Origin of the sequence: Pseudoxanthomonas mexicana (assembly GCF_014397415.1) — a bacterium.
Taxonomy (GTDB): domain Bacteria; phylum Pseudomonadota; class Gammaproteobacteria; order Xanthomonadales; family Xanthomonadaceae; genus Pseudoxanthomonas_A; species Pseudoxanthomonas_A mexicana.
The window spans coordinates 2,430,483-2,454,955 of record NZ_CP060731.1 but is presented as its reverse complement, the minus strand read 5'-3'; the positions used below and the strand labels follow the sequence as shown (position 1 = coordinate 2,454,955).

The 24,473-nt window shown below is 64.4% G+C and carries 20 protein-coding genes; 9 read left to right on the top strand and 11 right to left on the bottom strand.

Annotated elements, in window-relative coordinates; translation table 11 throughout:
• Positions 1-16 precede the first annotated feature (16 nt).
• On the bottom strand, positions 17-199 hold the full coding sequence (locus IAE60_RS11520; RefSeq protein WP_185895939.1) for a YgaP family membrane protein: 183 nt from the start codon (positions 197-199) through the stop codon (positions 17-19).
• Between the two features lie 152 nt (positions 200-351).
• Between IAE60_RS11520 and IAE60_RS11515 the strand changes: the two genes are divergently transcribed.
• Together IAE60_RS11515 and IAE60_RS11510 are read left to right on the top strand one after the other, a co-directional pair.
• Positions 352-969 carry a dihydrofolate reductase family protein gene (locus IAE60_RS11515; protein WP_187572352.1) on the top strand — a complete coding sequence of 206 codons (618 nt, stop codon included), beginning with the start codon at positions 352-354 and terminating at the stop codon, positions 967-969.
• 76 nt (positions 970-1,045) lie between these two features.
• A complete protein-coding gene (locus IAE60_RS11510; protein ID WP_187572351.1) occupies positions 1,046-1,525 on the top strand; it encodes a VOC family protein in 480 nt (159 codons plus the stop codon).
• Between the two features lie 10 nt (positions 1,526-1,535).
• Here the strand turns inward: IAE60_RS11510 and IAE60_RS11505 are convergent, their stop codons facing one another.
• On the bottom strand, positions 1,536-2,063 hold the full coding sequence (locus IAE60_RS11505) for a hypothetical protein (protein WP_187572350.1): 528 nt from the start codon (positions 2,061-2,063) through the stop codon (positions 1,536-1,538).
• A 172-nt stretch (positions 2,064-2,235) separates the two neighbouring features.
• Here IAE60_RS11505 and IAE60_RS11500 point away from each other — a divergent pair, with 172 nt between their 5' ends.
• The 3 genes from IAE60_RS11500 to IAE60_RS11490 are packed head-to-tail and all read left to right on the top strand — an operon-like array spanning position 2,236 to position 4,978.
• Positions 2,236-3,384, top strand: a complete 1,149-nt coding sequence (locus IAE60_RS11500) for an SPFH domain-containing protein (RefSeq protein ID WP_187572349.1) — start codon at positions 2,236-2,238, stop codon at positions 3,382-3,384.
• Positions 3,385-3,398: 14 nt separating this feature from the next.
• A complete protein-coding gene (locus IAE60_RS11495; protein WP_187572348.1) occupies positions 3,399-4,721 on the top strand; it encodes a TFIIB-type zinc ribbon-containing protein in 1,323 nt (440 codons plus the stop codon).
• Positions 4,718-4,978, top strand: a complete 261-nt coding sequence (locus IAE60_RS11490; RefSeq protein WP_187572347.1) for a hypothetical protein — start codon at positions 4,718-4,720, stop codon at positions 4,976-4,978. The genes IAE60_RS11495 and IAE60_RS11490 overlap by 4 nt, the downstream gene beginning before the upstream one ends.
• A gap of 186 nt (positions 4,979-5,164) precedes the next feature.
• Here IAE60_RS11490 and IAE60_RS11485 read toward each other — a convergent pair whose 3' ends face one another.
• On the bottom strand, positions 5,165-6,241 hold the full coding sequence (locus tag IAE60_RS11485; RefSeq protein WP_187572346.1) for a helix-turn-helix domain-containing protein: 1,077 nt from the start codon (positions 6,239-6,241) through the stop codon (positions 5,165-5,167).
• Between the two features lie 191 nt (positions 6,242-6,432).
• On the opposite strand from IAE60_RS11485, the gene IAE60_RS11480 reads away from it, so the two are divergent.
• The gene (locus tag IAE60_RS11480; RefSeq protein ID WP_187572345.1) at positions 6,433-7,236 is read left to right on the top strand and encodes a DUF2306 domain-containing protein; all 804 of its coding nucleotides are present in this window, start codon (positions 6,433-6,435) and stop codon (positions 7,234-7,236) included.
• A gap of 93 nt (positions 7,237-7,329) precedes the next feature.
• Here IAE60_RS11480 and IAE60_RS11475 read toward each other — a convergent pair whose 3' ends face one another.
• The 3 genes from IAE60_RS11475 to IAE60_RS11465 form a co-directional block, all read right to left on the bottom strand.
• On the bottom strand, positions 7,330-7,836 hold the full coding sequence (locus IAE60_RS11475; protein WP_187572344.1) for a hypothetical protein: 507 nt from the start codon (positions 7,834-7,836) through the stop codon (positions 7,330-7,332).
• A 328-nt stretch (positions 7,837-8,164) separates the two neighbouring features.
• Entirely contained in the window at positions 8,165-9,004 is an 840-nt protein-coding gene (locus IAE60_RS11470) for an amidohydrolase family protein (protein ID WP_222937113.1), read from the bottom strand.
• A gap of 844 nt (positions 9,005-9,848) precedes the next feature.
• Positions 9,849-11,666, bottom strand: a complete 1,818-nt coding sequence (locus tag IAE60_RS11465) for a P-loop NTPase fold protein (protein ID WP_187572343.1) — start codon at positions 11,664-11,666, stop codon at positions 9,849-9,851.
• Between the two features lie 285 nt (positions 11,667-11,951).
• On the opposite strand from IAE60_RS11465, the gene IAE60_RS11460 reads away from it, so the two are divergent.
• The gene (locus IAE60_RS11460) at positions 11,952-12,806 is read left to right on the top strand and encodes a type II toxin-antitoxin system RelE/ParE family toxin (RefSeq protein WP_187572342.1); all 855 of its coding nucleotides are present in this window, start codon (positions 11,952-11,954) and stop codon (positions 12,804-12,806) included.
• A gap of 279 nt (positions 12,807-13,085) precedes the next feature.
• Here the strand turns inward: IAE60_RS11460 and IAE60_RS11455 are convergent, their stop codons facing one another.
• The 5 genes from IAE60_RS11455 to IAE60_RS11435 all read right to left on the bottom strand — a co-directional run bounded on the left by IAE60_RS11455 (position 13,086) and on the right by IAE60_RS11435 (position 21,876).
• Positions 13,086-14,861, bottom strand: coding sequence for an AIPR family protein (locus IAE60_RS11455; protein ID WP_187572341.1), 1,776 nt, complete (start codon positions 14,859-14,861; stop codon positions 13,086-13,088).
• Between the two features lie 65 nt (positions 14,862-14,926).
• Positions 14,927-18,562, bottom strand: a complete 3,636-nt coding sequence (locus IAE60_RS11450) for a methylmalonyl-CoA mutase family protein (protein WP_187572340.1) — start codon at positions 18,560-18,562, stop codon at positions 14,927-14,929.
• Between the two features lie 121 nt (positions 18,563-18,683).
• On the bottom strand, positions 18,684-20,249 hold the full coding sequence (locus IAE60_RS11445) for a tetratricopeptide repeat-containing sulfotransferase family protein (protein ID WP_187572339.1): 1,566 nt from the start codon (positions 20,247-20,249) through the stop codon (positions 18,684-18,686).
• Between the two features lie 56 nt (positions 20,250-20,305).
• Positions 20,306-21,235, bottom strand: coding sequence for an alpha/beta hydrolase (locus IAE60_RS11440; RefSeq protein WP_187572338.1), 930 nt, complete (start codon positions 21,233-21,235; stop codon positions 20,306-20,308).
• A 20-nt stretch (positions 21,236-21,255) separates the two neighbouring features.
• Complete coding sequence (locus tag IAE60_RS11435; protein ID WP_187572337.1) at positions 21,256-21,876, bottom strand: TetR/AcrR family transcriptional regulator; 621 nt, start codon at positions 21,874-21,876, stop codon at positions 21,256-21,258.
• Positions 21,877-22,094: 218 nt separating this feature from the next.
• On the opposite strand from IAE60_RS11435, the gene IAE60_RS11430 reads away from it, so the two are divergent.
• Complete coding sequence (locus IAE60_RS11430) at positions 22,095-23,195, top strand: Glu/Leu/Phe/Val dehydrogenase dimerization domain-containing protein (protein ID WP_185895921.1); 1,101 nt, start codon at positions 22,095-22,097, stop codon at positions 23,193-23,195.
• 53 nt (positions 23,196-23,248) lie between these two features.
• The gene (locus tag IAE60_RS11425) at positions 23,249-24,421 is read left to right on the top strand and encodes an isovaleryl-CoA dehydrogenase (protein WP_187572336.1); all 1,173 of its coding nucleotides are present in this window, start codon (positions 23,249-23,251) and stop codon (positions 24,419-24,421) included.
• Positions 24,422-24,473: the final 52 nt, after the last annotated feature.

Below are 24,473 nucleotides of genomic sequence, written 5' to 3'. Positions count from 1 at the left end.
GTGGCCGCGTGCCGCGTCAGCGCTTGCAGGTGTTGACGCCCAGCAGACCGTACAGCGGGCAGAAATTGAACAGGCCGGTGACCAGCGGCACCACGCCGACCCACGCCCAGACTGGTCCATCGGCCAGCGCCCAGCCGATCAGCAGCACGCCCACCACGATGCGGGCCCATTTGTCGAAACCGCCTACGTTCGCCTTCATCTGCGCACCCTCCTCATCCGATGGAGGCAGCATGCGCGCGCCACGACCGGCCGGCATTGATCGCGATCAACTCCGCGCGCCGTGTCGAATCCGCCCCGCCCCGCTCGTCGCTCATGCAAGGCGGACTCCACCGATCCGCACGGAAACCTCCCATGCGCAAGCTCATCGCCGCCGTCATGATCAGTCTGGACGGCGTCATCCAGGCCCCCGGCGGCCCCGGCGAGGACCGCAGCGGCGGTTTCGCCCTGGGCGGCTGGGCCTGGCCCTATGCCAGCGAGGGCGAAGCGATGGACGGGCTGTTCACCCGACCCTTCGCGCTGGTGCTCGGACGCCACACCTACGACATCTTCGCCGGCTACTGGCCGCAGGTCGCCAGCGACGCCCCGCACGGCGCCATCGCCGACGCCTTCAATGCGGCGACCAAACACGTCGCCACGCATCGCCCGGACACCCTGGCATGGGCCCACAGCCATGCGCTGGACGGCGACGTGGTCGACGCGCTGCGCGCGCTCAAGCGCACGGACGGCCCCGACCTGGTGATCCAGGGCAGCAGCGTGCTGCTGCATCAGTTGCTGGCCCACGATGTCGTCGACGAACTGCGCCTGCTGGTCTATCCGATCGTGCTGGGCGGCGGCAAGCGCCTGTTCGATGACGATGCGCAGGCGGCCGCCTTCCGCCTGGCCGGCACGCGCGCCACGCCGACCGGCGTGATCGTCAGCCGCTACGAACGCGAGGGCGATGTCCGCACCGGCTCCTTCGCCGCCGGCTGAGCCCGTTGCCCGCTTCACCCTGTCTTTCCCCACGGACGCAAGGCGCCGCCTCGCCTCCCCAACCCTGGAGCATGCCATGACCCCGAAGAACACCCTCTGCCTGTGGTTCAACCACGACGCCGAAGAAGCCGCCCGCTTCTACGCCGCCACCTTTCCCGACAGCCGGGTGAACGCCGTCCACCGCGCACCGGCCGACTATCCCAGCGGCAAGGAAGGCGACGTGCTGACGGTGGAGTTCACCGTCTGCGGCATTCCCTGCATCGGCCTGAACGGCGGCGCTGCCTTCACCCACAGCGAGGCGTTCTCGTTCCAGATCGCCACCGACGACCAGGAAGAGACCGACCGCCTGTGGAATGCCATCGTCAACAACGGCGGCCGCGAGAGTGCCTGCGGCTGGTGCAAGGACAAGTGGGGCCTGAGCTGGCAGATCACCCCGCGCGTGCTGACCGACGCCATGGCCCATCCCGACCGCAGCGTCGCCCGGCGTGCGTTCGAAGCCATGATGACGATGGGCAAGATCGACGTCGCCAGGATCCAGGCCGCTGTCCGCGGCTGAGACGCGTCGCTCAAAGCCCCAGATGCTCGTGCAGGGCGCACCGCACGCGTTCAGCGTAGGCCTGCGAGCCGTAGCAGCCCGCGTCGAACACGCCGCCCGGGCCGGCGGTGGCGGCCAGGCCCGAGAACGTGGGCCGCGGCACGATGACGACCTGCCATGGCGCTTCGTCGTGGTCGCTGTCCTGACTGCGGCGCACCTCGACAGCCGCCACGTTCGTCGCGCTCAGGCGGGTGCTCGTCGACCGGCCCCACGCGCGGCGCTCGACGACGATGGTGTGGGGCGCGTACGTCCAGCTGTCACCCCAGCCGGACAGCCCGGCGCGGATGAACTGCACGCCCACATAGCCTGCACCGCCCACGATGACGGCGAACACCGGCGTGGCGATGCTGGGTGGCCACAGCCCGCGGCCCAGTTCCCACAGCGGCATGACGATGGCGAACGCACCCGCCGCCACACAGCCCACGCGCACCGGCCACGGGAACGCGCGCCGCACCAGCGGCAGGTCGGAGTCCAGGGCGTCGATGTCGTCGTGGGCCATGCAGGATGGTAGCCAGAATCCGCCTTGCCCCGTCATCCCGGCACGCGCCTGGCCGGGCGACACGTTGCCCCCGACTCACATGACCTCTGCGCCATGACGGCCGCATACCGCTCTGTATACTCGGTCACACTCGGCGGGTGCCCCTACCCGCCTCGAATCACGGAGCGATGTCATGGGTCTTGTACAGGCGGTGGTGGGTGCGGTCGGTGGCGTGCTGGGCGACCAGTGGAAGGATTTCTACACGGTGCCGCAGGGCCTGCCTTCGACGGCGGCGCTGTTCGCCGCGGTGCCTCAGGGCACCAATGCCGGCCGCGGATCCAACACCAGCGGTTCGACCAACATCATCACCAACGGCTCGAAGATCGTCGTGCCCGAGGGCTACGGCCTGCTGCTGATGCAGGACGGCGCCATCACCGCGTTCGTCGCCGAGCCGGGCGGCTACGAATGGCGTTCGGACGACATCAACTCCAAGTCGATCTTCGCCGGCGACGGCCTGGTCTCCACCTTCATCACCCAGAGCTGGGAGCGCTTCAAGTTCGGCGGCCAGCCGGGCTCGCAGCAGGCAGCGTTCTTCGTCTCGCTGAAGGAACTGCCGGACAACCGCTTCGGCACCCAGTCCGAGATCTACTGGGACGACGGCTTCCTCAACACCCAGGTCGGCGCGATCACCCGCGGCACCTACACGCTGAAGATCGTCGACCCCATCCTGTTCGTGAAGAACTTCGTGCCGGCCAGCTACCTGCAGCCGGGCAAGGTGTTCGACTTCACCGACCTGGACAACGCTGCCGCCAGCCAGCTGTTCAACGAAGTGGTGGGCTCGCTGGCGCCGGCTTTCAGCCTGTATACGAACGATCCGTCCAAGGGCAACCGCATCACCAAGATCCAGCAGGACTCGCTGGGCTTCGCGCAGAGCCTGTCCGCTGCGGTGGAACAGGGCTACCACTGGAGTTCGGACCGCGGCCTGGCCATCGTCAAGACCGCCATCGTCTCCATCGAGTACGACGCCAACACCCGTGAACTGCTGAAGACGGTGCAGCGCGCCGATGCGCTGTCCGGTTCGCGCGGCAATTCCAACCTGCAGGCCAGCGTGGCCCAGGGCATCCAGTCCGCCGGCGAGAACGGCGGCGCGGCCGGCCTGATGGGCATCGGCATGGCGTCCGGCATGATGGGCGTCGGCGGGCTGCAGCAGCCGGCCACGCCGGCCGCACCCGCCGCCGAAGATCCGGTCGCCAAGCTGCAGAAGGCCAAGCAGATGCTCGACCTGGGGCTGATCACCCAGGCCGACTACGACGCGCTGAAGGCGAAGGCCCTGGGCCTGTAATCCGCCTGCCGTCCATGTCCACCCCGAACCGTCCGGCGCCCCCGCCGCTGCCGCCGGCCCCGCCCACGGGGCCCGGCTCGCCGCAGGAGGTGCCGCCGCTGCCCGGCACCTTCCCGATCGATCCCGCCACCCTGCCCGATGCGATCCGCGAGGAGATCGAGGCGCCCGATCCGGTCGCCATCGACACCGCCTCCGCCGAACTGCGCGACGGGCAGAACCATTGCCCGAAGTGCGGCGCCACCGACATCCGCCACAAGATCGGCAGCGACCTGCTGGTCTGCCTGTACTGCCGCCACGAATGGGACGGCGCACGCGTGGAGGAAGCCTTCGGCTTCGGTACCGGTCACGCCGACCTGCGCGGCACGGTCATCGCCTCCGGCGCGCGCGACATCGATGCCGATGCCGCTGCGCTGATGACCTTCAAGTGCACCGGCTGCGGCGCCGAGGTCACGGTCAACACCGAGAACGCGATGACCGCGCGCTGCCACTGGTGCCGCCACGTGTTCGGCGTGAACGAGCAGATCGCCAACGGCGCCGTCCCCGATGCGGTGCTGCCGTTCCATATCAGGAAGGACGATGCGGTGGCGCGCATCCGCCAGTTCGTCGACAAGCGGCGGATGTTCGCGCTGAAGGCGTTCAAGGAACAGTTCACCCCCGAGAACGTCGTCGGCGTGTACTTGCCCTACATGATCGTGGATGGCAACGCGAGCGCCGGGGTGTCGGGCAGGGGCGAGATCCTGATCCGCCGCTACACCCGCGGCACCGACAAGAACAAGAAGACCTACTACGACGCCGACCTCTACCAGGTCGAGCGGCAGGTGGACTTCACCGTGGACGATCTGCCGCTGGAATCCTCGCGCGAACGCGGCAACCTGGACACGTCCGTCAACACCCAGAACATCATCAACACCATTCTGCCGTTCGACACCAAGAACGCGGTGAAGTGGAACGCCTCTTACCTGTCCGGCTTCACCTCGGAGAAGCGCGACACCGACGTGGAACAGCTGCGCCCGCGGCTGGAGGACCAGTTGCTGTCCATCGCCCGCGCGCAGGTGGAGGATTCGGTGCGCCGCTACGACCGCGGCGTGCGCTGGGAACAGGAACGCCTGGACGTGCACGGCACGCGCTGGGTGTCCATGTACCTGCCGGTGTGGCTCTACTCGTACCACCAGCCGGGCAAGAACGGCGGCCTGCTGCACTACATCGCGGTCAATGGCCGCACCGGCGAGACCATGGGCAGCGTCCCGGTGCAGCACTGGAAGCTGCTGCTGGCGGCGCTGACGGTCGGTACCTTCCTCGAGGGCATCGCCCTCGCCATCCTCTGGGCAGGCGCATGAGCGACGACAACGGTCTATGGCTGCTGGCGCTGGGCCCCGCGGGTGCCAGCGCGCTGTACTGGGCGCTGTACCGCTACTACCGCAACACCGACAAGTCGCACGCCTTCGAGCGCGAGACCGACGTCGTCGCCCAGCCGGTCACCGGCTCGGACCGCAAGATCGACGAGATCCGCGGCACCCAGCGCAGCGGCATCGACGGCGACAACGTCCACGCGTACCGGCAGCGCGTGCATCGCGTGCGCGGCGACAGCGGCTAGCGGGGCCACGTGCGGAGGCGGGATACCGCTTGCGTAGGCTGGGTTGGCTCCATCAACCCAGCATCGCGCAATCCTTGAGATCGCAGGATTCCTGCGACACGCAGGTCGGCTTGCCAACCCAGGGGCCGCACTCGTCGACGAAGGGCGCCGAGTTTGGCAACCCGGCCTGCGACAAGCGCTGCCCCGCTACGACAACTCCAGCTCGGCGCGCGTGGTGGTGCGGTGCGCGGCGCGATACGCCGTCGGCGTGCAGCCCGTCGCCGCCTTGAATGCGCGGTTGAACGGGCCCAGCGAGGCGAAGCCGGCATCGCCGCTGATGTCGAGGATGGTCGCGTCGTCGTCGGCATCGGCCAGCCGCGCGCAGGCATACGCGATGCGGTGGCGGTTGATCATCTGGTTGAAGTTCTTCTCGCCCAGTCCCTGGGTGATCAGGCGGCTGAGCCGGTGTTCGGCAGTGCCAAGGCGATGGGCGAGATCGGCGACTTTCAGTTCGGGCTCACGGTACACCTGCAGCGTGTCGAGTTGGCGCTGCAATGCGCGCGCCAGCCGCGCATCCTCGTCGCTGAGCGGACCGGGCACCGTGCGCGGTGTGGGCTGCGACGCGACCGTCGCCACCGGGACACGGCGGCGGTGCCACAGCGCGGCATGGGTGAACAGGATCATCGCCATCGCGCACAGCGGGATCACCCCGGCACGCACCGAGGCCAGCGACGGCCAGGCGGCGGCCAGCGCCCCCAGCAGCGTGACGGTCAGCACGCAGGTGGCGAACAGCAGCATGAAGGCCACGCGCAGGCGGCGTTCGGCGCGCGGCAGCGACGACCAGCCGCCGCGCAGCGCTTCCAGGAAGGTCAGTGCCAGCAGGGTGGAACTGGCCAGCGTCAGCAGGCTTTCCACGCCCGCCACCCACGGCGACACCGCGCCGTGCGTCCCCAGCGTGCCGCCCCGGTAGGCCGCGATCAGCAACGCCACGCCGCCGGCCACCAGCACGTGCACGCGGGACACCCCGCCGTCGCCGCGGAACAGCGCCCGCGACACCAGCCAGAAACCGTTGCAGGTCGCACTGCCGCCGATCGCGACCGCCCAGCGCATCCACGCGGGCGCGCCGTCCATCCAGGGCGACATCAGCGACAGCGCCATCGATCCGCTGACCACCGCGAACACGATCTCGGCATCGCGCCGGGTGCGTTGCCCCACCAGCACCAGCAGCGACGCCACCGCCACCGCGACGGCGGCACCGGTGGTGATGGCCTGCCATTCCTGCATGTTCGCGCCCTCCTGATGACGGCCGAAGCGTGCACCGGCGCGGCACGGGCCGCCAAGCGCCATCGGTCATGTCCGGCCCCCCGCTGAATGCCGGATCGACACGGGCGATCCGGCTGGCCGAATTCCGAATCGGCAGGACGCAGGCGGGCGTCGCCTTCCATCGTGCGGGCCTTTCCCACCGGAGCCCTGCCATGCCTGCCCCTGCATCCCTGCCGTTCCCCTCCCGCCTGCTGTCGCGCGGCGCCACCGCCTGGTTCATTGCCGCCACCCTGGGGCAATGGGCGTTCGTGGCCTTCATCGTGCTGTTCTTCGGCGGGCCGGTGCTGGACGGCGATCTGGCACCGCTGAACGCCAAGCCGCACGTCACCGGCTACGTGCCGGGCGATGTGGTGGGCAACCTGCAGTTCGTCGGCCACGCGCTGCTGGCCGGGCTGGTGACCTTCGCCGGGGCGTGGCAGCTGGTGCCCGCACTGCGCCGGCGCTGGCCCACGCTGCACCGATGGAACGGGCGGGTGTTCCTGTCGGTGGCGCTGGTGGTGACCCTGACCGGCTTCTATCTGGTCTGGGTGCGCGGCTCGCAGCTGGGGCCGGGCAGCAATCTGTCGATCTCATTGAACGGCCTGCTCATCGTGGTCTTCGCGCTATTGGCCTGGCGCAGTGCGCGGGCCAGGGATTTCGCCGCGCACCGGCGCCACGCGCTGCGTGCGTACCTGCTGGTGAACGGGGTGTGGTTCCTGCGCATCGGCATCATGCTGACCGGTCTGGTCCTGGCGCCGCTGGGCATCACGATCGACTACACCGGCGCGCCCTTCATCCTGGTCAGTTTCGGCAGCTGGATGGTGCCGATGGCGGTGCTGGCGCTGTACTTCCATGCGGAGCGGTCGCACCGCGCGGGCATCAAGATCGCGATGGGCGCCCTGCTCTGGCTGCTCGCCCTGCTCACCCTGGCAGGCAGCGCGGCGGCGATCGCCTTCATGTGGTGGCCGGTGTTGTGAGCCGAGACCTCGCTGCTCCGCAGGCCGGGTTGCCGAACCCAGCGCTCGGGATTGCACCGCGCTCGGCCGGGCTTGCACTCCAGCCTGCGCGGCTTAGGGGGCATCGCCGGGAACCCCGGACAGGCAGGCCTGCATCCACGGCTCCGCCAGCAGCGCGTCGCGCCGGTCGTCCGCCATGCGCACGGCGTGGTAGTAGGCGAAGCAGGAGCCGTCCGCTCGCGTCAGGTCGGAAAGCTTGCCCTTGCAGATCCGCAGCGGCTTGTCGATGCGCTGCCAACCGTCTTCGCATTCGATATCGGACTCGACGCTTTGACGACCGCACACGTGCGTGCGCCGCGCCTCCGTGGACGAGTCGGCGCGCGCGACGATCCTGCCCGAGTACTCTTTTCCGGAAGCGAAATGAAACCAGGTGCCGCAAATGCGGCTGCCACGTTGCAGTAGCACGTAGCGACTACATTGATCGGATGGGGTCTTGCCTGGGCACGCCTCCCATTCGCCCGCGAACGTGCCGCTTGTGGCAGTCGCAGCCGGGGCCGCTTCATCGGGCGTCTGCCCGACGCGCATTCCCGTGCATGCCACCAGACCCAGCAATGCCACCATCGTCCATCTACGCATCCAGAATCCCTCCCGACCAGCGTTGACCGATGCTACGACGCGATCCGATCGCCCACAACCGCATGCATTCACGGTCGCGATGAACCGCCTGAGCTTGAAGGTGACAGCGACCCGTCACGACGCGCGTTGCTGCATGCGTTTACCTCGGTGAATGTTGCTCCCTCGCGAACAAAACACACGCATGCGCACTTCCCTTCTCCCCGTGCAACGGGGAGAAGGTGCCGAAGGCGGATGAGGGGCGCTGTTCCGTCCGCGCATGCGCTGCACGCAGCCCCGGGTGAGCTGCGCTTACCCTGGCTACGAAATGCAAGCGTCAGCGCCCGAACAGCTTCATCGCATTGCCGCTGCGGATCTTCGCCTTCTCGTCGGCGGTCAGGTCCAGGCGCTCGAACGCCTCCACGGTGGTGTCCAGGCCGATCTGTGGGTAGTCCGAACCCAGCAGCACGTGGTCCAGGCCCACGTTGCGCAGGGTCCAGATGAACTCGTCTTCCAGGGGCGAATCGGCCGTCAGCAGCACGGTGGCGGAGATGTCGAAGTAGAGGTTGTCGAAGCCGAAGCCGTCGGCGGTGCGGGCCAGGGCCAGGACGTTCCAGAAGCGGAAGTTCAGGCCGCCGATGTGGGCCAGGATGAAGTTCGTCTTCGGTACGCGCACCACCAGGTTGAACAGTTTTTCGGTGTCGCCGGGCAGGATGTTGGCGTTGTCCATCAGCACGGTGATGCCGAGTTCGCCGGCACGTCGCGCAAGGGCCTCCACGCGCGAGTCGGACACGTCGAAGCGCTGGGTATGGGCGTGGATCTTCAGCACTTTCACGCCGGCGGCGGCCACGCGGGCCAGTTCGGCCAGGGCGGCGTCGCCGTCGTAGGGGTGGACGGTGGCGATGGGCAGCACGTCGGGGTGAGCGGCGGCCAGGGCGATCACCTTGTCGTTGCCGGCGCGGATCTTGGCCAGGTCGCCCTGTCGGGCTTGGTGGGGGCCGCCGAACCACATGGCGCCGATGCCGGACAGCTCCAGGCCGGCGGCGTGGACCTTGTCGCGGTATTCGCGCAGGGAGGTTTCGCCTTCGCGCAGGTGGACGTGCACGTCGAACACGGGTGTGGCGGCCAGGGCGGTGGGCGGGGCCAGGCAAAGCAGCAGGAACAGCGTGCGCAGCATGCGTCGTCTCACAACAAGGGGATGCGCGCATGGTGCCATGGGCGTGCGGGCGAAGGCTCTGACCGCGCTCGGGCCGCGGCCACGCAGGCGTGACATCGGGTTGCATGGGCTGGATTCGTCGCCGTCCCGGGTCGCCCTGCCCGTCTCGGGGATGTATCGGTGTGGGGATGGACGCGTTGGGCGGTGCGGTGCGCGGGGTTCCCGGGGCTGGGCTCGGGATGCCCGGCGCCGGTTTTGAGCCTTTTCGGCTGTCACGAGAGGCTTTTCGGGTCTCGCGAGGACCTTTTTGGGTCTCGCGAGGACCTTTTTGATGGAACGTTGGACCTAAGTGAGAGACGAGAGACCCTTTTTGGTGGAACGTTGGACCGTAGTGAGAGAAGAGAGACCCCTTTTGGTAGAACGTTGGGCCTTAGTGAGAGATGAGAGACCCTTTTTGGTCGAACGTTGGGCCTTAGTGAGAGAAGAAAGACCCTTTTGGTCGAACGTTGGGCCTTAGTGAGAGAAGAAAGCCCCTTTTTGGTCAAACGCTGGGCCTTAGTGAGAGAAGAGAGACCCTTAGTGTGAGAAGAAACACCGTCGGAGGGTCATGCGAGACCCTTTTCGGGTGTTGCGAGGGTGTTTGTGTGAGAAGAGAGGCGCGTTGGCGGCCATGGCAGCCGGATGCCGGGGGTCTCCAGGCATCGCAAGGCGAAAGCAGGTGGGCCAGGGCCCACCCTACGCGACCCGACACATGACAATCGGCGGGCGTAGGGCGGGCTCACGAGTTGACCCAGGGCAATCGGCCGTAACAGTGTCGCTGGCGAGCATCAGCACCCCCACCCTCACAAGCCTAAGAAGCAGTAACTCAAGAGTCCCCGTCCGGCACGTCATCCAGCTGTTCCGAGAAGGCTCGCATGGTACGAGCCAGCACTAGAAGCTGAGAATCTCGCACTGAAAGTTTATCGATAGAACTTAAACTAGACTCCAACGCATCAGCGACTTCAATAAGAGTCTTCTTCTCCGCCGCAAGCCTAGTACGGAAATCCGAAAAGCGGGATCTCGACCCAAAAAGCCGTACAACCTCCTGAATTCCGGCAGGGGAGAGAGCTAGAATTCCAGAAACCGCTGTACTGGCATCACCAATGAAAAGCACCTGATTTCGCCATTCGCGAAGTCTTGCAGCGAGGCCTTCTTCGTCGCTCCATAACCCCAGTCGCATAGCTTCCAACTTTGCGTCTCGAGCCTGTGATCGCTTCGACTCTATTGCGTCCCTGACCTCATCAATCTCTGCATCCGCGCCTGTCATGTACCAAAAATCTTCACCCGCATAAGGATCTTCAACATTCTCAGAAGGAACTAGATCTATAGCACTAAGAACAACTTCCTTGACCTCTGAAGAGGTTAGGGCTATGGATCGCTTATCAGCCAAGAACTTGAGGGAAAGATAGATACGAGCTACTTGAGCCATTGAACTAACGCGTCCAGCCTTAAGATCGGAAATTATCGAATCGTACTCTTCATCGAACTCCGCCTGACTCAGGGACAGATACTCGCGTAAGAAAACCTCCCTCTTAGAAACGGTTTCCACTTGAGGTGCAAACGCCGCAATCATCTCTTCAGCGGAAATATCGCCAGTCCTGAAGAATCTTAGAAATGCAATTCCGCCCGGAAACAAGGAAAACTCGAATGACGGATAACGCTCGATCATCTGCTTTACGAATGCACCCTCTTCCGAGAGATCATCAGAACCCAAAGACGCACCAGCGAGCGCAGCCTGAGCATCCTCGCTCAAACCTTCGTGTGAAAACATTCTCCCTATCGTGGCAGCAGCCCTCGCGCTACGCCGAACCTCAAGAAGACCGAGAAATATCCCGCAAAGGAGAATCTTGTCTAGGTCTTTGAGTCGGTCAATATTTTCGCCAATCTCATCAATAACTAAGGCCAACTGCTTTATCGCAAATCGCAAGCTTCGAAGGTTACTCAAATTCCACTCAATCGCTATGCGCTCAAGATCCTTCTGACGACTAACCAATCTAGATCTAGTCGAATCACCCGGTATCTCCTTGATAAACACATCAACCATCTTCGGAATGTCAGGCTCAATTAATACTGTCTGCCCTACGATCTTTTCCTTCCACTCTGAATATGCAACATGCGAGAACAGCTTATCCTCTGCTGCAACCAGAATCGTATGCACTTTGGATTGATCAACGAGATCGACCACAAGTCCAAATAGAACCTTCAGATCCCCGAAGAACCTATCAATGTCCTCGATGACTACGACAATCCTGTTCTCGTTAAATTCCGCCTTCAGATTGAAATCCTTGGGCTCAATCTTAAGAAACCTAAGGGCCGCCTTTGCAAAAACTCCAGCAGCTTGAACATGCCCATCCAGAAGCCAGGGCGCTGAGGCCAAGAAGAGGGCCTGATCCAACTCCTCACGAGTAGACAGCCCAGCGACCGAGAAGGTGACGAACTTCTTCTTCGACTTCTTCTGAAAATATTCCTTCTTCGATCCAATTAGGTACGTCTTTCCTGCACCCCATTCGCCACTAACCAAAATGGCTGAGTTTGGGCTCTTATCTTTCAGGTAGTTTTCAATAACTTTCAAAGCAACTGAGCTGCCCCCAGCGCCAGCTTCTTCATGGCTCTCTGTTTGCATCGGTTCCTCGTTAGCTTTCATCCCCCCCCCCAACTAGAGACGTCAGTTCTGCAGCGATCCGCTTCAAACGCTTAGCGGATGACTCCATCACATGAATGCTTCCCTTCCATAGGCCTTTCAAGACCCCCCCTATCGGATACGCATCCGCTCGCCATAGTCGATCAGACTCGCTACGCTTCAGCAGAATAAAGCCAATGGCTGCGACAACTCTCGTGTAGGGTGTTGACCAGCGCGACTGATACTCCCCCCCATGAAGTCCCCCACCTCCGCCGCCCTCCCCCAAACGCGAGCGACGTGCGACCCCGCATGCTCACCGCGTTGATTAGCCCGCTGGACAGGGAAGACCGCTACATCAGACGGAACGAGCGCAGCATCGCCTCGCTGGTGAGCCTGCTGGTGCACCTGCTGTTCGTGCTGGCCCTGCTGTACTCCTCCAAGCTGGAACTGGCCCAGACCGAGAGCAGCAGCAGCGGCGGCGCCCGCGTCAAAGTCGACTTCCTGGGCGACGCCACCCAGGACGACACCCAACCGCCCGTGCCCCCCACCGGTGCCAAGACCCCCCGCGAACGCCCCAAACCCCTCAAGCCCCTGGTGACCACCCCCGTCACCTCCCCCGTCGACACCACCCGCGTCACCGAAGCCGAAAACCCCGTCGCCCCCGACGAAACCCAACCCCAACCCCCGGCCAGCCAACAGGCCATCGCCCCGCCCCAGAACCGCCCCCCGTCCAACCCACCCGCCTGGCGCCGCTCCGCCCAATGGGGTCAGCCCCCCGGCATGCTGGCCCAGGACACCGCCCCCGACAACTACGGCCGCACTGTCGGCACCGGCCAGCGCCAGGGCAACAACCAGGGCAACGCCGCCGCCCCCAGCATGGAAGTGGACGGCCACCAGATCTACTACGACCTGCGCAACGAACTGAAAGTCGCCGACTGGCAGGCCCAGGGCATGAAGGAAATCTCCTTCCCCCTGCCCGGCCGCCGCGAACTGATGGTCTGCGCCCTGGAGATCGTGGCCACCCGCGGCTCCGGCGGCTGCCGCCTGATGCAACCCAACGACCCCGCCCTGGCCACCATCGGCGACGCCCGCGACGTGGTCAACGTAATGCGCATCTACCGCCGCGGCGAACTGATCTGGCGCGGACCGGGGGCGTACCGGTAAGCGGTGGCGCGCATTCCCTTCTCCCTGCGCAGCGGGGAGAAGGTGCCTAGCGGGCGGATGAGGGGCAGCGCGCGGTAACGAGACAGGCGCCGACACTTTCACCACTCTACTCGCCCCTCACCCGCCTTTGGCACCCTTGACTCGCCACGCAGGCCGATGGAGCGCAGCAAAGCAGGCGACGGGCCGGGACGAGGACGAAAATCTCCGTCGATCACCAACACCGCCCCCGGAGTCTTCGCAAAACAGACTGAGGCCGCTTTAATCGAACTCCCGTCAAAATTAACGAGAAGGATAAATCTGCCCAATCAACATTTCCGTAAAGTCTGACGATCGCACTGGCGAATTTCCTCGCGAGAAGTCCCGCTCCCTAAGAAAATCCTTCTCAGTTCTTTCTGCGAGCAGGAACGCAGTACCAACAGCCTTAGAAAACCTACTTTCATTAAGCGAAACATCAATAATCTGGTCACAAAATTTGTCGGCCAACTTTGAGTCAGCGCTCGGCAAACTTCGAGAACCGGCCATCGTCGCGGCAATCAACATTGCGACATGATACCGAAACCTCATTAGATCGGCAGATGACGCACTCCTATTGGCATGCTCGTTAATCTTATATACCAGCATGGCGGATGCAAGATAGGGTGAGAATTTATGTCCACCACCAAAGACATGAACATTCTCTCTCAGAATAGAATTAGGATTGTTGGCCATAACCATGTGCGGCCTCTGCAAATAGACCGCAGCAAAAGCTCGAACCATTGCATGAAGACCAATAACCCGTTTTTTCTCAGGAGCACCATCAAGCAGGGAGAATTCGCGAGAGCGCCGCTCATAGAAAAGACTCTCACCCAGTCGGCGTGACTCCAGCAAAACATACTCCTGCAAATCCTTGTGCCACTTGTCGAGCGTCAGGAAAGCCTCGTTTGGCACAGGCGTTTGGCGATTGTTGGCTCGAATAATCTTCGCCACAACATCCGCATTAGATGTATGAACAATCTTAATTGGAATCAGCGCCCGGGCAAAGGCAGCTTCATCCTTCTTCGTAAACAAGACATTGCTAGTCTGGCATCCATTTACAATCTGGTAGTTCCTTAGAATAAATCTATGTGCGCCCAAATTCTTAAGAAATGAAGATACTACCGTGACGCCATTATTATAAAGAACAAATTTGTCGGCAGAATCCGGATCCGAAAGAGCCGAAGCAATCTCCTGATTTACAGAATTGTCGAGCCCTTGGAAATCGCGGACGTTGTCGTAGAAAACATTTCTCCTAATTTCTCCATCAGGCGCCGTAATAAGTTTGATAAATTCATCAGCGCGCAAATACCCAATGTATGCCTGATCAACCCCATCGATAGTATCTAACGCTAGATTATTCTGGATGCGAAGCTCCACCTCAAACTGATTTTCAACTTGCTTAAAAGAATGAATCAGTCGATCCGCATTCCAAAACTCAAAAGAAAACTCACTGAAGTCGGCAACTTGAGCCTTCAAATCGATGCAACACGACGTTACCAAGCCGATCTGCTGCGCTGATGGCTCATGACTTCCTCCGTAAGCAAACACAAGTCTGCAAACAGGGGAATTAGCGGATAGATAACGTGCCACGGAAGACGAGAACACATAGCTCAATATTTCTGCCGGCCTACGCAAACACTCGTCACCACTGATGGAATACTTCTCCAATCCTCGCAAGAAGTCTTTTGATCCTTCGACAAATTTCAGGACATCACCAGAATCAATACTCTTTGAAGTTTTCGACTGAATCAGAACAACTTCAACATCAAGGTTTCTTGACTTTATCTGATCATCAACGTCCGCCGTCGTCCTTATCAGACTTTTGTTAATGAACACCGCAACAGCATCGAGCCCGAAAGTTCCATCCCTATCAACATCAACGTCGGCAAGGTTTGCTACTTCGGAGAATGCCTCAGGGTGAACCTGAGACATAACCGTGTAGTTGGTGAAGTACTCAAATCTTTTATGCTCTGGAAGACGATCAACCTGAGCGTTTTGACTAAATGTCTCAACGTGTGATGCTAGAATTCGGTGTTCCACTTACCCTCCTTGTATTAACCCAGCGAACATTTGGATCAAGCGCATAAAGCGAGCGAAGCAGGGGGCTACATATTCCTTCGGTACTCCCCGCCCACATCGTACAGCGCGTGGCTGATCTGACCTAGGCTGTGCGTCTTCACCGCTTCCACCAGCGCCTCGAACACATTGCGGCGCTCGCGGGCGGTGCGCTGCAGGTAGGCCAGGCCGTGGCCGTCGTGCACCTCGGGCTCGGCGTGTTCTTCCATCGCCGCGGCGTGGCTGTGGTCGGTCTCGCCTTCCGGTGCCAGCCCATTGCGGCTGGCCTGCCACGCGCGGACGTTGGCGATCTGCTGGGCCTTCTCTTCTTCGGTCGAGCGGATCAGCTCGATCTCGGTGGCGATCTCGCCGCCGTGCTCGCGCGGCAGGAAGGTGTTCACGCCCACCAGCGGCAGGCTGCCGTCGTGCTTCTTGTGCTCGTAGTACAGCGACTCTTCCTGGATCTTGCCGCGCTGGTACATGGTGTCCATCGCGCCCAGCACGCCGCCGCGCTCGCTGATGGCCTCGAACTCCTTGTAGACCGCCTCTTCCACGATGTCGGTCAGCTGGTCGACGACGAAGCTGCCCTGCCAGGGGTTCTCGTTGAAGTTCAGCCCCAGCTCCTTGTTGATGATCATCTGGATGGCCACCGCGCGGCGCACGCTTTCTTCCGTCGGCGTGGTGATCGCCTCGTCATAGGCGTTCGTGTGCAGGCTGTTGCAGTTGTCGAACAGCGCATACAGCGCCTGCAGCGTGGTGCGGATGTCGTTGAACTGGATTTCCTGCGCGTGCAGCGAGCGGCCCGAGGTCTGGATGTGGTACTTCATCATCTGGCTGCGCTCGTTGGCGCCGTAACGCTCGCGCATGGCGCGGGCCCAGATGCGGCGGGCGACGCGGCCGATGACGGTGTACTCCGGATCCATGCCGTTGCTGAAGAAGAACGACAGGTTGGGCGCGAAGTCATCGATCTTCATGCCGCGTGCCAGGTAGTACTCGACGATGGTGAAACCGTTGGACAGGGTGAAGGCGAGCTGGCTGATCGGGTTCGCCCCGGCCTCGGCGATGTGGTAGCCGCTGATGCTCACCGAGTAGAAGTTGCGCACGCCGTTGTCGACGAAGTACTGCTGGATGTCGCCCATCATGCGCAGGGCGAACTCGGTGCTGAAGATGCAGGTGTTCTGCGCCTGGTCTTCCTTCAGGATGTCGGCCTGCACGGTGCCGCGCACGGTCGCCAGCGTCTCGGCCTTGATGCGGGCGTAGGTGTCCGCGTCCACCAGCTGGTCGCCGGTGATGCCCAGCAGGCCCAGGCCCAGGCCGTTGTTGGTCGGCGGCAGTTCGCCATGGTACTGCGGACGAACACGGCCCTCGAAGAAGGCGTCGATCTTCTTCTGCGCCTCGGCCCAGCGCACATCGTCGGACTTCAGGTATTTCTCCACCTGCTGGTCGATGGCGGTGTTCATGAACATCGCCAGGATGATCGGCGCCGGGCCGTTGATGGTCATCGACACCGAGGTGGTGGGCGCGCACAGGTCGAAGCCGGAGTACAGCTTCTTCATGTCGTCCAGCGTGGGGATGTTGACGCCGGAGTTGCCGATCTTGCCGTAGATGTCCGGACGCGGCGCCGGGTCTTCGCCATACAGCGTGACGCTGTCGAAGGCGGTGGACAGGCGCGCGGCCGGCTGGCCGACGCTCAGGTAGTGGAAGCGGCGGTTGGTGCGCTCCGGCGTGCCCTCGCCCGCGAACATCCGGATGGGGTCCTCGCCGGTGCGGCGGTACGGATACACACCGCCGGTGTACGGATAGCTGCCCGGCAGATTCTCCTTCTGCAGGAACGTCAGCAGCTCGCCCCAGCCCTGGTACGGCGGCGGCGCGATCTTCGGGATCTGCTGGTGACTGAGCGAGGTGGTGTAGTTGTCGATGCGGATGGTCTTGCCGCGCACCTGGTACTCGTTCACCGGGTCGGTCACCGCCTTGTGGCGCGCCGGCCATTCGCGCAGCAGCTTGAGCGCTTCGGACGACAGCGACTGGATCGCATCGTTGTAGCGCTGGCGCAAGGTCAGAAGCGAGCGGTCGGGGCCGTTGTAGGAGCGGGCCATGCCCGCGATGCTTTCCTCCACAGCCGACGGAAGAGCAGCGCGCCCATGGGGCGCTCCTACAAGAGCGTCGGTGGCGTAAAGCTCCAGTGCCTTCGGCAATGCCGGGTCGCCCAGGTCCTTCAGCGCATTCCAGTAATGCTGCGCGCGGCTGGCCGTCTCGGCTTCGGTCTCGATGCGGCGGTTGATGCCGCGGCCCTGTTCGGCGATCTCGGCCAGGTAGCGCACGCGGCTGCCGGGGATCAGCACGGTGGCGCGTGGTTCCTTCAGCTCCGTGTCGATGGCGGGCGTCCACTTCTCCGCCGGGAGTTGCAGCTTGTCGCGCAGCAGGCGGCACAGGTTGGCGAACATCCAGCTGACGCCGGGGTCGTTGAACTGGCTGGCGATGGTGGGATACACCGGCACGTCGGCGTCCGCGGTCTGGAACGCCACGCGGTTGCGCTTCCACTGCTTGCGCACGTCGCGCAGGGCGTCTTCGGCGCCGCGCTTGTCATACTTGTTCAGCACGATCAGCTCGGCGAAGTCGATCATGTCGATCTTCTCCAGCTGACTGGCCGCACCGTAGTCGCTGGTCATCACGTACATGGGGAAGTCGACCAGGTCGACGATCTCCGAATCGCTCTGGCCGATGCCGGCGGTCTCCACGATCACCAGGTCGAAGCCCAGCGACTTCAGGAACGCGATGCAATCCTTCAGCACGGCATTGGTCGCCACGTGCTGGCGGCGGGTGGCCATCGAACGCATGTAGATGCGCTCGCTGCGCAGCGCGTTCATGCGGATGCGGTCGCCCAGCAGCGCGCCACCGGTGCGGCGGCGGGTGGGATCAACCGAGATCACCGCGATGTGCATCTGCGGGAAGCACGACAGGAAGCGGTTCATCAGCTCGTCGGTGACCGACGACTTGCCCGCGCCGCCGGTGCCGGTGATGCCGACCACGGGCGTTCCGCCCGTGCGGGAATGGGAAACGGGGAATGGGGAATCGGAGCCGGCGGCAGCCCATTGCTTACGCAGCCTGGCCAGCTCCTGCTCATTGAAAACGCCATCCTCGATGGCGGACATCATGCGACCGATGGCGGCTTCGTCGTGGAGATCGGGCCTGACGGCGTGCAGGGATTCCCCATTCCCTGTTCCCGATTCCCGCGCGTGCTGCGCACGCGCCACCACGTCCTGGATCATTTCCACCAGGCCCATCTTCATGCCGTCGTTCGGGTGGTAGATGCGCTCCACGCCGTAGGCCTGCAGTTCGGCGATCTCTTCCGGCGTGATGGTGCCGCCGCCGCCGCCGAACACACGCACGTGGCCGGCGCCGCGTTCCTTCAGCATGTCGACCATGTACTTGAAGTACTCGACGTGCCCGCCCTGGTAACTGGACAGCGCGATGCCGTCGGCGTCTTCCTGCAGCGCGGCGCGCACGACATCCTCGACGCTGCGGTTGTGGCCCAGGTGGATCACCTCCGCACCCTCGCCCTGGATCAGCCGCCGCATGATGTTGATGGCGGCGTCGTGCCCGTCGAACAGGCTGGCCGCGGTCACGAAGCGCAGCGGCGTACGGTCGGTCTGGGCGGCGGGAAACTGGCTGGCGGGTGTACTCACGCGTGCTCACTCACGGTACGAATGCAGAAGCGGGATTGTAGCCGCTCGTGCGTGAGCACCTCACCTTTTGCATACCAATGGACCTGGCCATCTCACGATACGCCCCCGTATCCTCGATGTGTCAGACCCCTGCTTCGTCGAGCGCCGTCTGCATCGGCTGCAGGTGGTGCGCGTACCGGCGCCATTGGCCCACGTAGCGCGCGTGGATGGGTTCACGCACCTGCGCGGCACTGGCTGTCGCGACCGAAGATGTGCGGGGCCCCATAGACAGTACGTCCGGGTCCCATGCGAGGCCGCAGAAATCGAGCACACGACGCGCTGCCGCCTCTGGCGCGCGGACGAGGTCTTCGTAGGAGATATCGAGGATTCTGCCGGGATGACGCGAGTGCCAGTGCCGCATCAGGCCCCGATAGCGGATGAAGTGCGCCGCCATCTCGCGCTGGTCGTACGTATGCGGATAGGCGTCGACGAAGAGTTCCTTGAGATTGGAGAAGCACACTTCCATCGGATCGCGCACCATGTGCAGGATCCTGGCCTGTGGCAGCGCACGCGCGATGTGATCCACCAGCAGGAAGTTGGCCGGCATCTTGTCGGTGAAGAACGCTCGCCCATTGGCGCGCCATGCGGTCTTCTCGAGATAGCGACGACCGAGCAGTCCCATATCGGCCTGTTCGGCCGCGACGCACAGCGCTTCATCCAGGTGCGGCCCACCCACACGGTCGCAGACCCAGCGCAATTGACACAGCATGTCGCGCAGTTCGCCCGCATCCTGGACGTGAGGATGACGCGCCAGAATCTGCTCCAGCAAAGTGGTGCCCGATCGCGGCATGCCAACGATGAAAATGGGCGTGGGCGCGGTGGTGGACACGGCGACACCGGTCGCGGGAACAGACCGAGCTTGAAGACGGTCGAACAGGCGGGCCTCCGCCACGGCGTCGTAGGCGACCTGGCGACGCCTGGCCTGCATGCCCTGCACGAGCGCCTGCCACGCGCCTTCGATGTCATCCATGTCGTCCAGTTCCTTGAACAGTGCGTAGTGCAGCCAAGGCGCCTCGGGATGCCCCTGGGGCATGCGCGCCACCGTGGCGCGCAAACGGTCGATGTGGTTGCGCGCAGGCGTCTGCCTGCGCAGCTTGGCCAGCAACCGGTGCACCGGCGGCATCATCGGATTGCGCTGCAGGGCAGCTTCCCAGGCTCTTTCGGCCTCCGCTTCGTCCCCCTGGTAGAAGGCGGCCAGTCCAAGCAGGTATCGCGCCGGCGCTCCACCGTCGCGGATGCGTTGCGCTCGCTGCAGGAATGTCTCGGCCAGGTCAGGGAACGACTGCGACAACAGTGCCTGACCAAGACCGTGCAACACGTCCGGATCGGACGCCGAAGACAGCGCAGGAGCCTGGGCGCATGCAAGGCCCGCCTCGATCTCACCGAGATCGAACAGCTGCCGGGTGAGCGCTTCCAGGAGCGCGGCGTCGTCCTCATGCTGGCTTGGTGCCGACGCCCGCAACGCGAACGCCACGGCGTCGCGCATGCGTCCCAACCGGGCGGCGAGTGTGGACAGCCGAAGCGCTGCCGGAGACTGCCACCCGTCCAGATCGATCAACTGCTGGTAGCGCACAGCCGCGGGCTCCGATTGCCCCGCGGACATCAGGTGCTCGGCTTCCTGCCAGACCTGCAACGGATCGATGGGCATGGGGCATGGCGGCACGGAGGAGCGCCGAGTCTAGCAAGCGCCGCCCGTCGGAGGCCTCACCCCAGCCCGAACGGCAACTCAAGCGTAGAGACGACGCGCTGCCCGACGGTGTCGCCACGCAGGAAGCGCAGCGACGCATCGAGCGTTTCCAGCGCGATCGTCACGCGGTGGTGGCCCAGGCCGGTGGTGCTGAGCAGCGTGGCCTGCGGCCAGTAGCGCGCGTAGCGTTCGCCCTCGCACCACGGCACGTCGGTGTCTTCCAGGTCGTGCACGATCAGGCCGGGACGACCGATGCGCGGGGCCGTGGCGTGGGCATGCAGGTCGCCCACGTCATGGGCGGTGAGTTCCTGGTACTCGTCGAACAGGCGCCGGCTGAGGAACTGCGCCAGTCCCACCATGCCGCCGAAGCGGCGCGCGGCGTCGAAGGGATCGGCCGCGGGCGCCAGCAGGATCACCCGTTCGGCCTGCAGCCCGCGCGCCATGGCGATGGCGGTCCCCGCCCCGCCCAGCGAATGGCCGACGACGGCGGCCAGCGGGCCGACGTGTTCGCCTACGCGGGCAATCGCCTCAGCGAACATCGGCAGCGTGGCGCGGCGGCCGCTGCTGCGGCCATGGGCGGGCTGGTCGAACGTCACCACGGCATAGCCGGCGCGACGCAGCGGTTCCACCCACGGCAGGAAACGCAGGCCGAAGCTGGACCAGCCATGGGCCAGCAGGACGGCCGGTTGGCGGGTGGGATCGCCCCACGTATAGGTGGTCAGCCGTTCGCGGCCGAAGACCAGTTCACCCACGCGCGCGCCGCCGGTATCGGCCTGCCTCGCCCGCGTGCGGGCACCGGGCATGGGCGTGCAGAACAGCTGGAACGCGCGGTTCAGCGTGCTGCGCGGGGCGAGCCAGCTGCCGACGGCCAGGCGGACGCTCAGCAGGCGCAGCGCGAGGGGTTTGCGAACGATCGTGCTATTTTGACGGACAGTGACAGCGGCCATGGCGGCGGACCTCGGGAGCGTCAGGCGGGGGTGGAGGCAGCGGGGGCGCCGTAGGACGCCAGCAGGCGGTCCAGGGAACGGCGGGCGAGCAACGGCGCCTGTTCGGCGTCGTAAAGCCGGGCGTCGTGCAGGCCCTGGGCGACGGCGAACAGTTCGAACGCGAGCAGGACCGGGTCGGTTTTCGGCGACAGTTCACCGGTGTCGATGCACATGCCGATTGCCTTCACCAGCTGCTGGCGCAGCTGCAGCAGCCAGTCGACGACACGATCGTGCAGCAGGCCCGGACGGGCGTCGTATTCGTGTGCGGCCGCCAGGATGACGCAGCCATCCGGGTTGTCGCACACCCAGCGGAACCAGTTCTCCATGATCGCGCGCAGGCGCGGCAGGCCGCGCGGCTGGCCGATGGCCGGGGCGATCACGGCGCGGGCGTACCGGTCGGCCGTCCATTCCAGCACGGTCAACTGCAGGTCCTCGCGCGAGCCGAAGTGGGCGAACACGCCACTCTTGGACATGCCGGCCGCCGTGGCCAGCTCGCCGATGGACAGGCCCTCCAGACCGTGCCGGGCGGCGATGTCGTAGGCCCGGGCGAGGATCATCTCGCGGGTGGCGTTGCCCTTGTGGGTGGCGGCTTGAGGGGTCATGCGGGCAGAAATAGCACGACCGTTCGATTTGCACAACCAACCTCGCGGCCGATGTGCCGTGGCGGCATGGTCATGGCGCCCACCGCCGATTGCATTAAACTGCCGCCCTGCGACGACCACGGCCGTGTTCCGGAAACGTCGCTTTTTTCTTTTCTGACAACCCGTTAGCCGTGAAGGCAAGCCCGCGCCGGCCCCCACCCGCGCACCGGAGCCCACCCATGATCTTCGAAACCCTCGACACTTCCGGCCACGAACAGGTCATCTTCTGCCACAACCCGGATGCCGGGCTGAAGGCCATCATCGCCATCCACAGCACCGTGCTGGGCCCGGCGCTGGGCGGCGTGCGCATGCGGCCCTATGCCGACAGCGCGCTGGCGCTGAACGACGCGCTGCGGCTGAGCCGCACGATGACCTACAAGAACGCCCTGGCCGGCCTGAACGTGGGCGGCGGCAAGGCCGTGATCATCGGCGACAGCACCGTGGACAAGACCGAGGTGCTGTTCCGCAGCTTCGGCCGCTACGTGGATTCGCTGGGCGGCCGCTACATCACCGCCGAAGACGTGGGGACCGACGTCAACGACATGGAGAACGTCTACCGCGAGACCGAATACGTGGTGGGCGTGCACCAGGTGCACGGCGGCTCCGGCGACCCGGCGCCGTTCACCGCCTACGGCGCGCTGCAGGGCCTGATGGCCACGCTGAACCGCAAGTTCGGCAACGAGGAGATCGGCAAGTACAGCTTCGCCGTGCAGGGCCTGGGCCACATCGGCATGGAATACGTGAAGCTGCTGAAGGAACGCGGCGCCAAGCTGTTCGTCACCGACCTCAATCCGGCGCTGGTCGAACACGCGGTGGAGGAATACGGCGCCGAAGCCGTCAAGCCCGACGAGATCTACGACCTGCCGGTGGACGTGTTCAGCCCGTGCGCGCTGGAATACGCCATTAACGAGCAGACCCTGCCCCGCCTGAAGGCCAAGGTGATCTGCGGCACCGCCAACAACCAGATGTCGCACGTCACCGGCGTGGAAGCGGCCAAGCGCGGCATCCTGTATGCGCCCGATTACGCGGTGAACGCCGGCGGCGTGATGAACGTGTCGCTGGAGATCGACGGCTACAACCGCGAGCGCGCCATGCGCATGATGCGGACCATCTACCACACGGTCGGCAGGATCTTCGACCTGGCCGACAAGGAAAACATCGCCCCGCAGTACGCCGCCGACCGCATCGCCGAGGCGCGCATGACCGCAATCGGCAAGCTCAAGCTGCCGCTGGGCCGCACCGCGCCGCGCTTCATGGGGCATCTGCGCGGCGAACACTGACGTAGGACGTTCCATCGACAACATGGATTGGCCGCAATAGGAGGGAGGACCGAATGCGACCGGATACCGTCAGCGGGTTTCCGCTGGGCGAAGAACTGGATGCGCTGCGCGAGGCCGTGCAGCGGTTCGCGCAGACCGAGATCGCGCCGCGTGCGGCGCAGATCGACCACGACAATGCGTTCCCGCAGGACCTGTGGCCCAAGCTGGGCGAACTGGGCCTGCTGGGCATCACCGTCGACCCCGAATTCGGCGGCAGCGGCATGGGCTACCTGGCCCATCTGGTGGCGATGGAGGAGATCTCGCGCGCCTCGGGCTCGGTGGGCCTGAGCTACGGCGCCCACTCCAACCTGTGCGTCTCCAACCTCTACCTCAACGGCAACGCCGCCCAGCGCGCGAAGTACCTGCCCAAGCTGTGCAGCGGCGAGTGGAAGGGCGCGCTGGCCATGAGCGAGCCGGGCGCAGGCTCGGACGTGGTCGGCTCGATGAGCTGCCGTGCCGATCTCAGGGACGGCGTGTGGGTCGCCAACGGCAACAAGATGTGGATCACCAACGGGCCGGAAGCCGATGTGCTGCTGGTCTACATGCGCACCGCCGGCAAGGACGCGGGCAGCAAGTGCATGACCGCCTTCATCGTCGAGCGCGGCATGAAGGGCTTCTCCACCGCGCAGAAGCTGGACAAGCTGGGCATGCGCGGCAGCAACACCTGCGAACTGGTGTTCGAGAACTGCGAGATCCCGGCCGAGAACGTGCTGGGCGAGGTCAATCAGGGCGTGCGCGTGCTGATGAGCGGCCTGAACACCGAGCGCCTGGTGTTGAGCGGCGGACCCATCGGCCTGATGCAGGCCGCGCTCGACATCACCCTGCCCTACGTGCGCGAACGCAAGCAGTTCGACGCGGCCATCGGCACCTTCGGGCTGATGCAGGGCAAGCTGGCCGACATGTACACCGCCCTGCAGTCCAGCCGCGCCTTCGCCTACCAGGTGGCGCGCGGTTTCGACGAAGGCCAGGGCTCGCGCGCCGCGGCGGCCGGCTGCCTGCTGCATGCCTCCGAAGCGGCCGTGCAGGTCACGCTGGAAGCCATCCAGTCCCTGGGCGGCAACGGCTACATCAACGAGTACCCCGCCGGCCGCCTGCTCCGCGACGCCAAGCTGTATGCCATCGGCGCGGGCACCAACGAGATCCGCCGCATGCTGATCGGGCGGGAACTGTTCGACGGCCGGGGCTGATCTGGAGGTCGTCGTAGGGTGGGCCCCGGCCCGCCGTTACGTACGTGCGTCC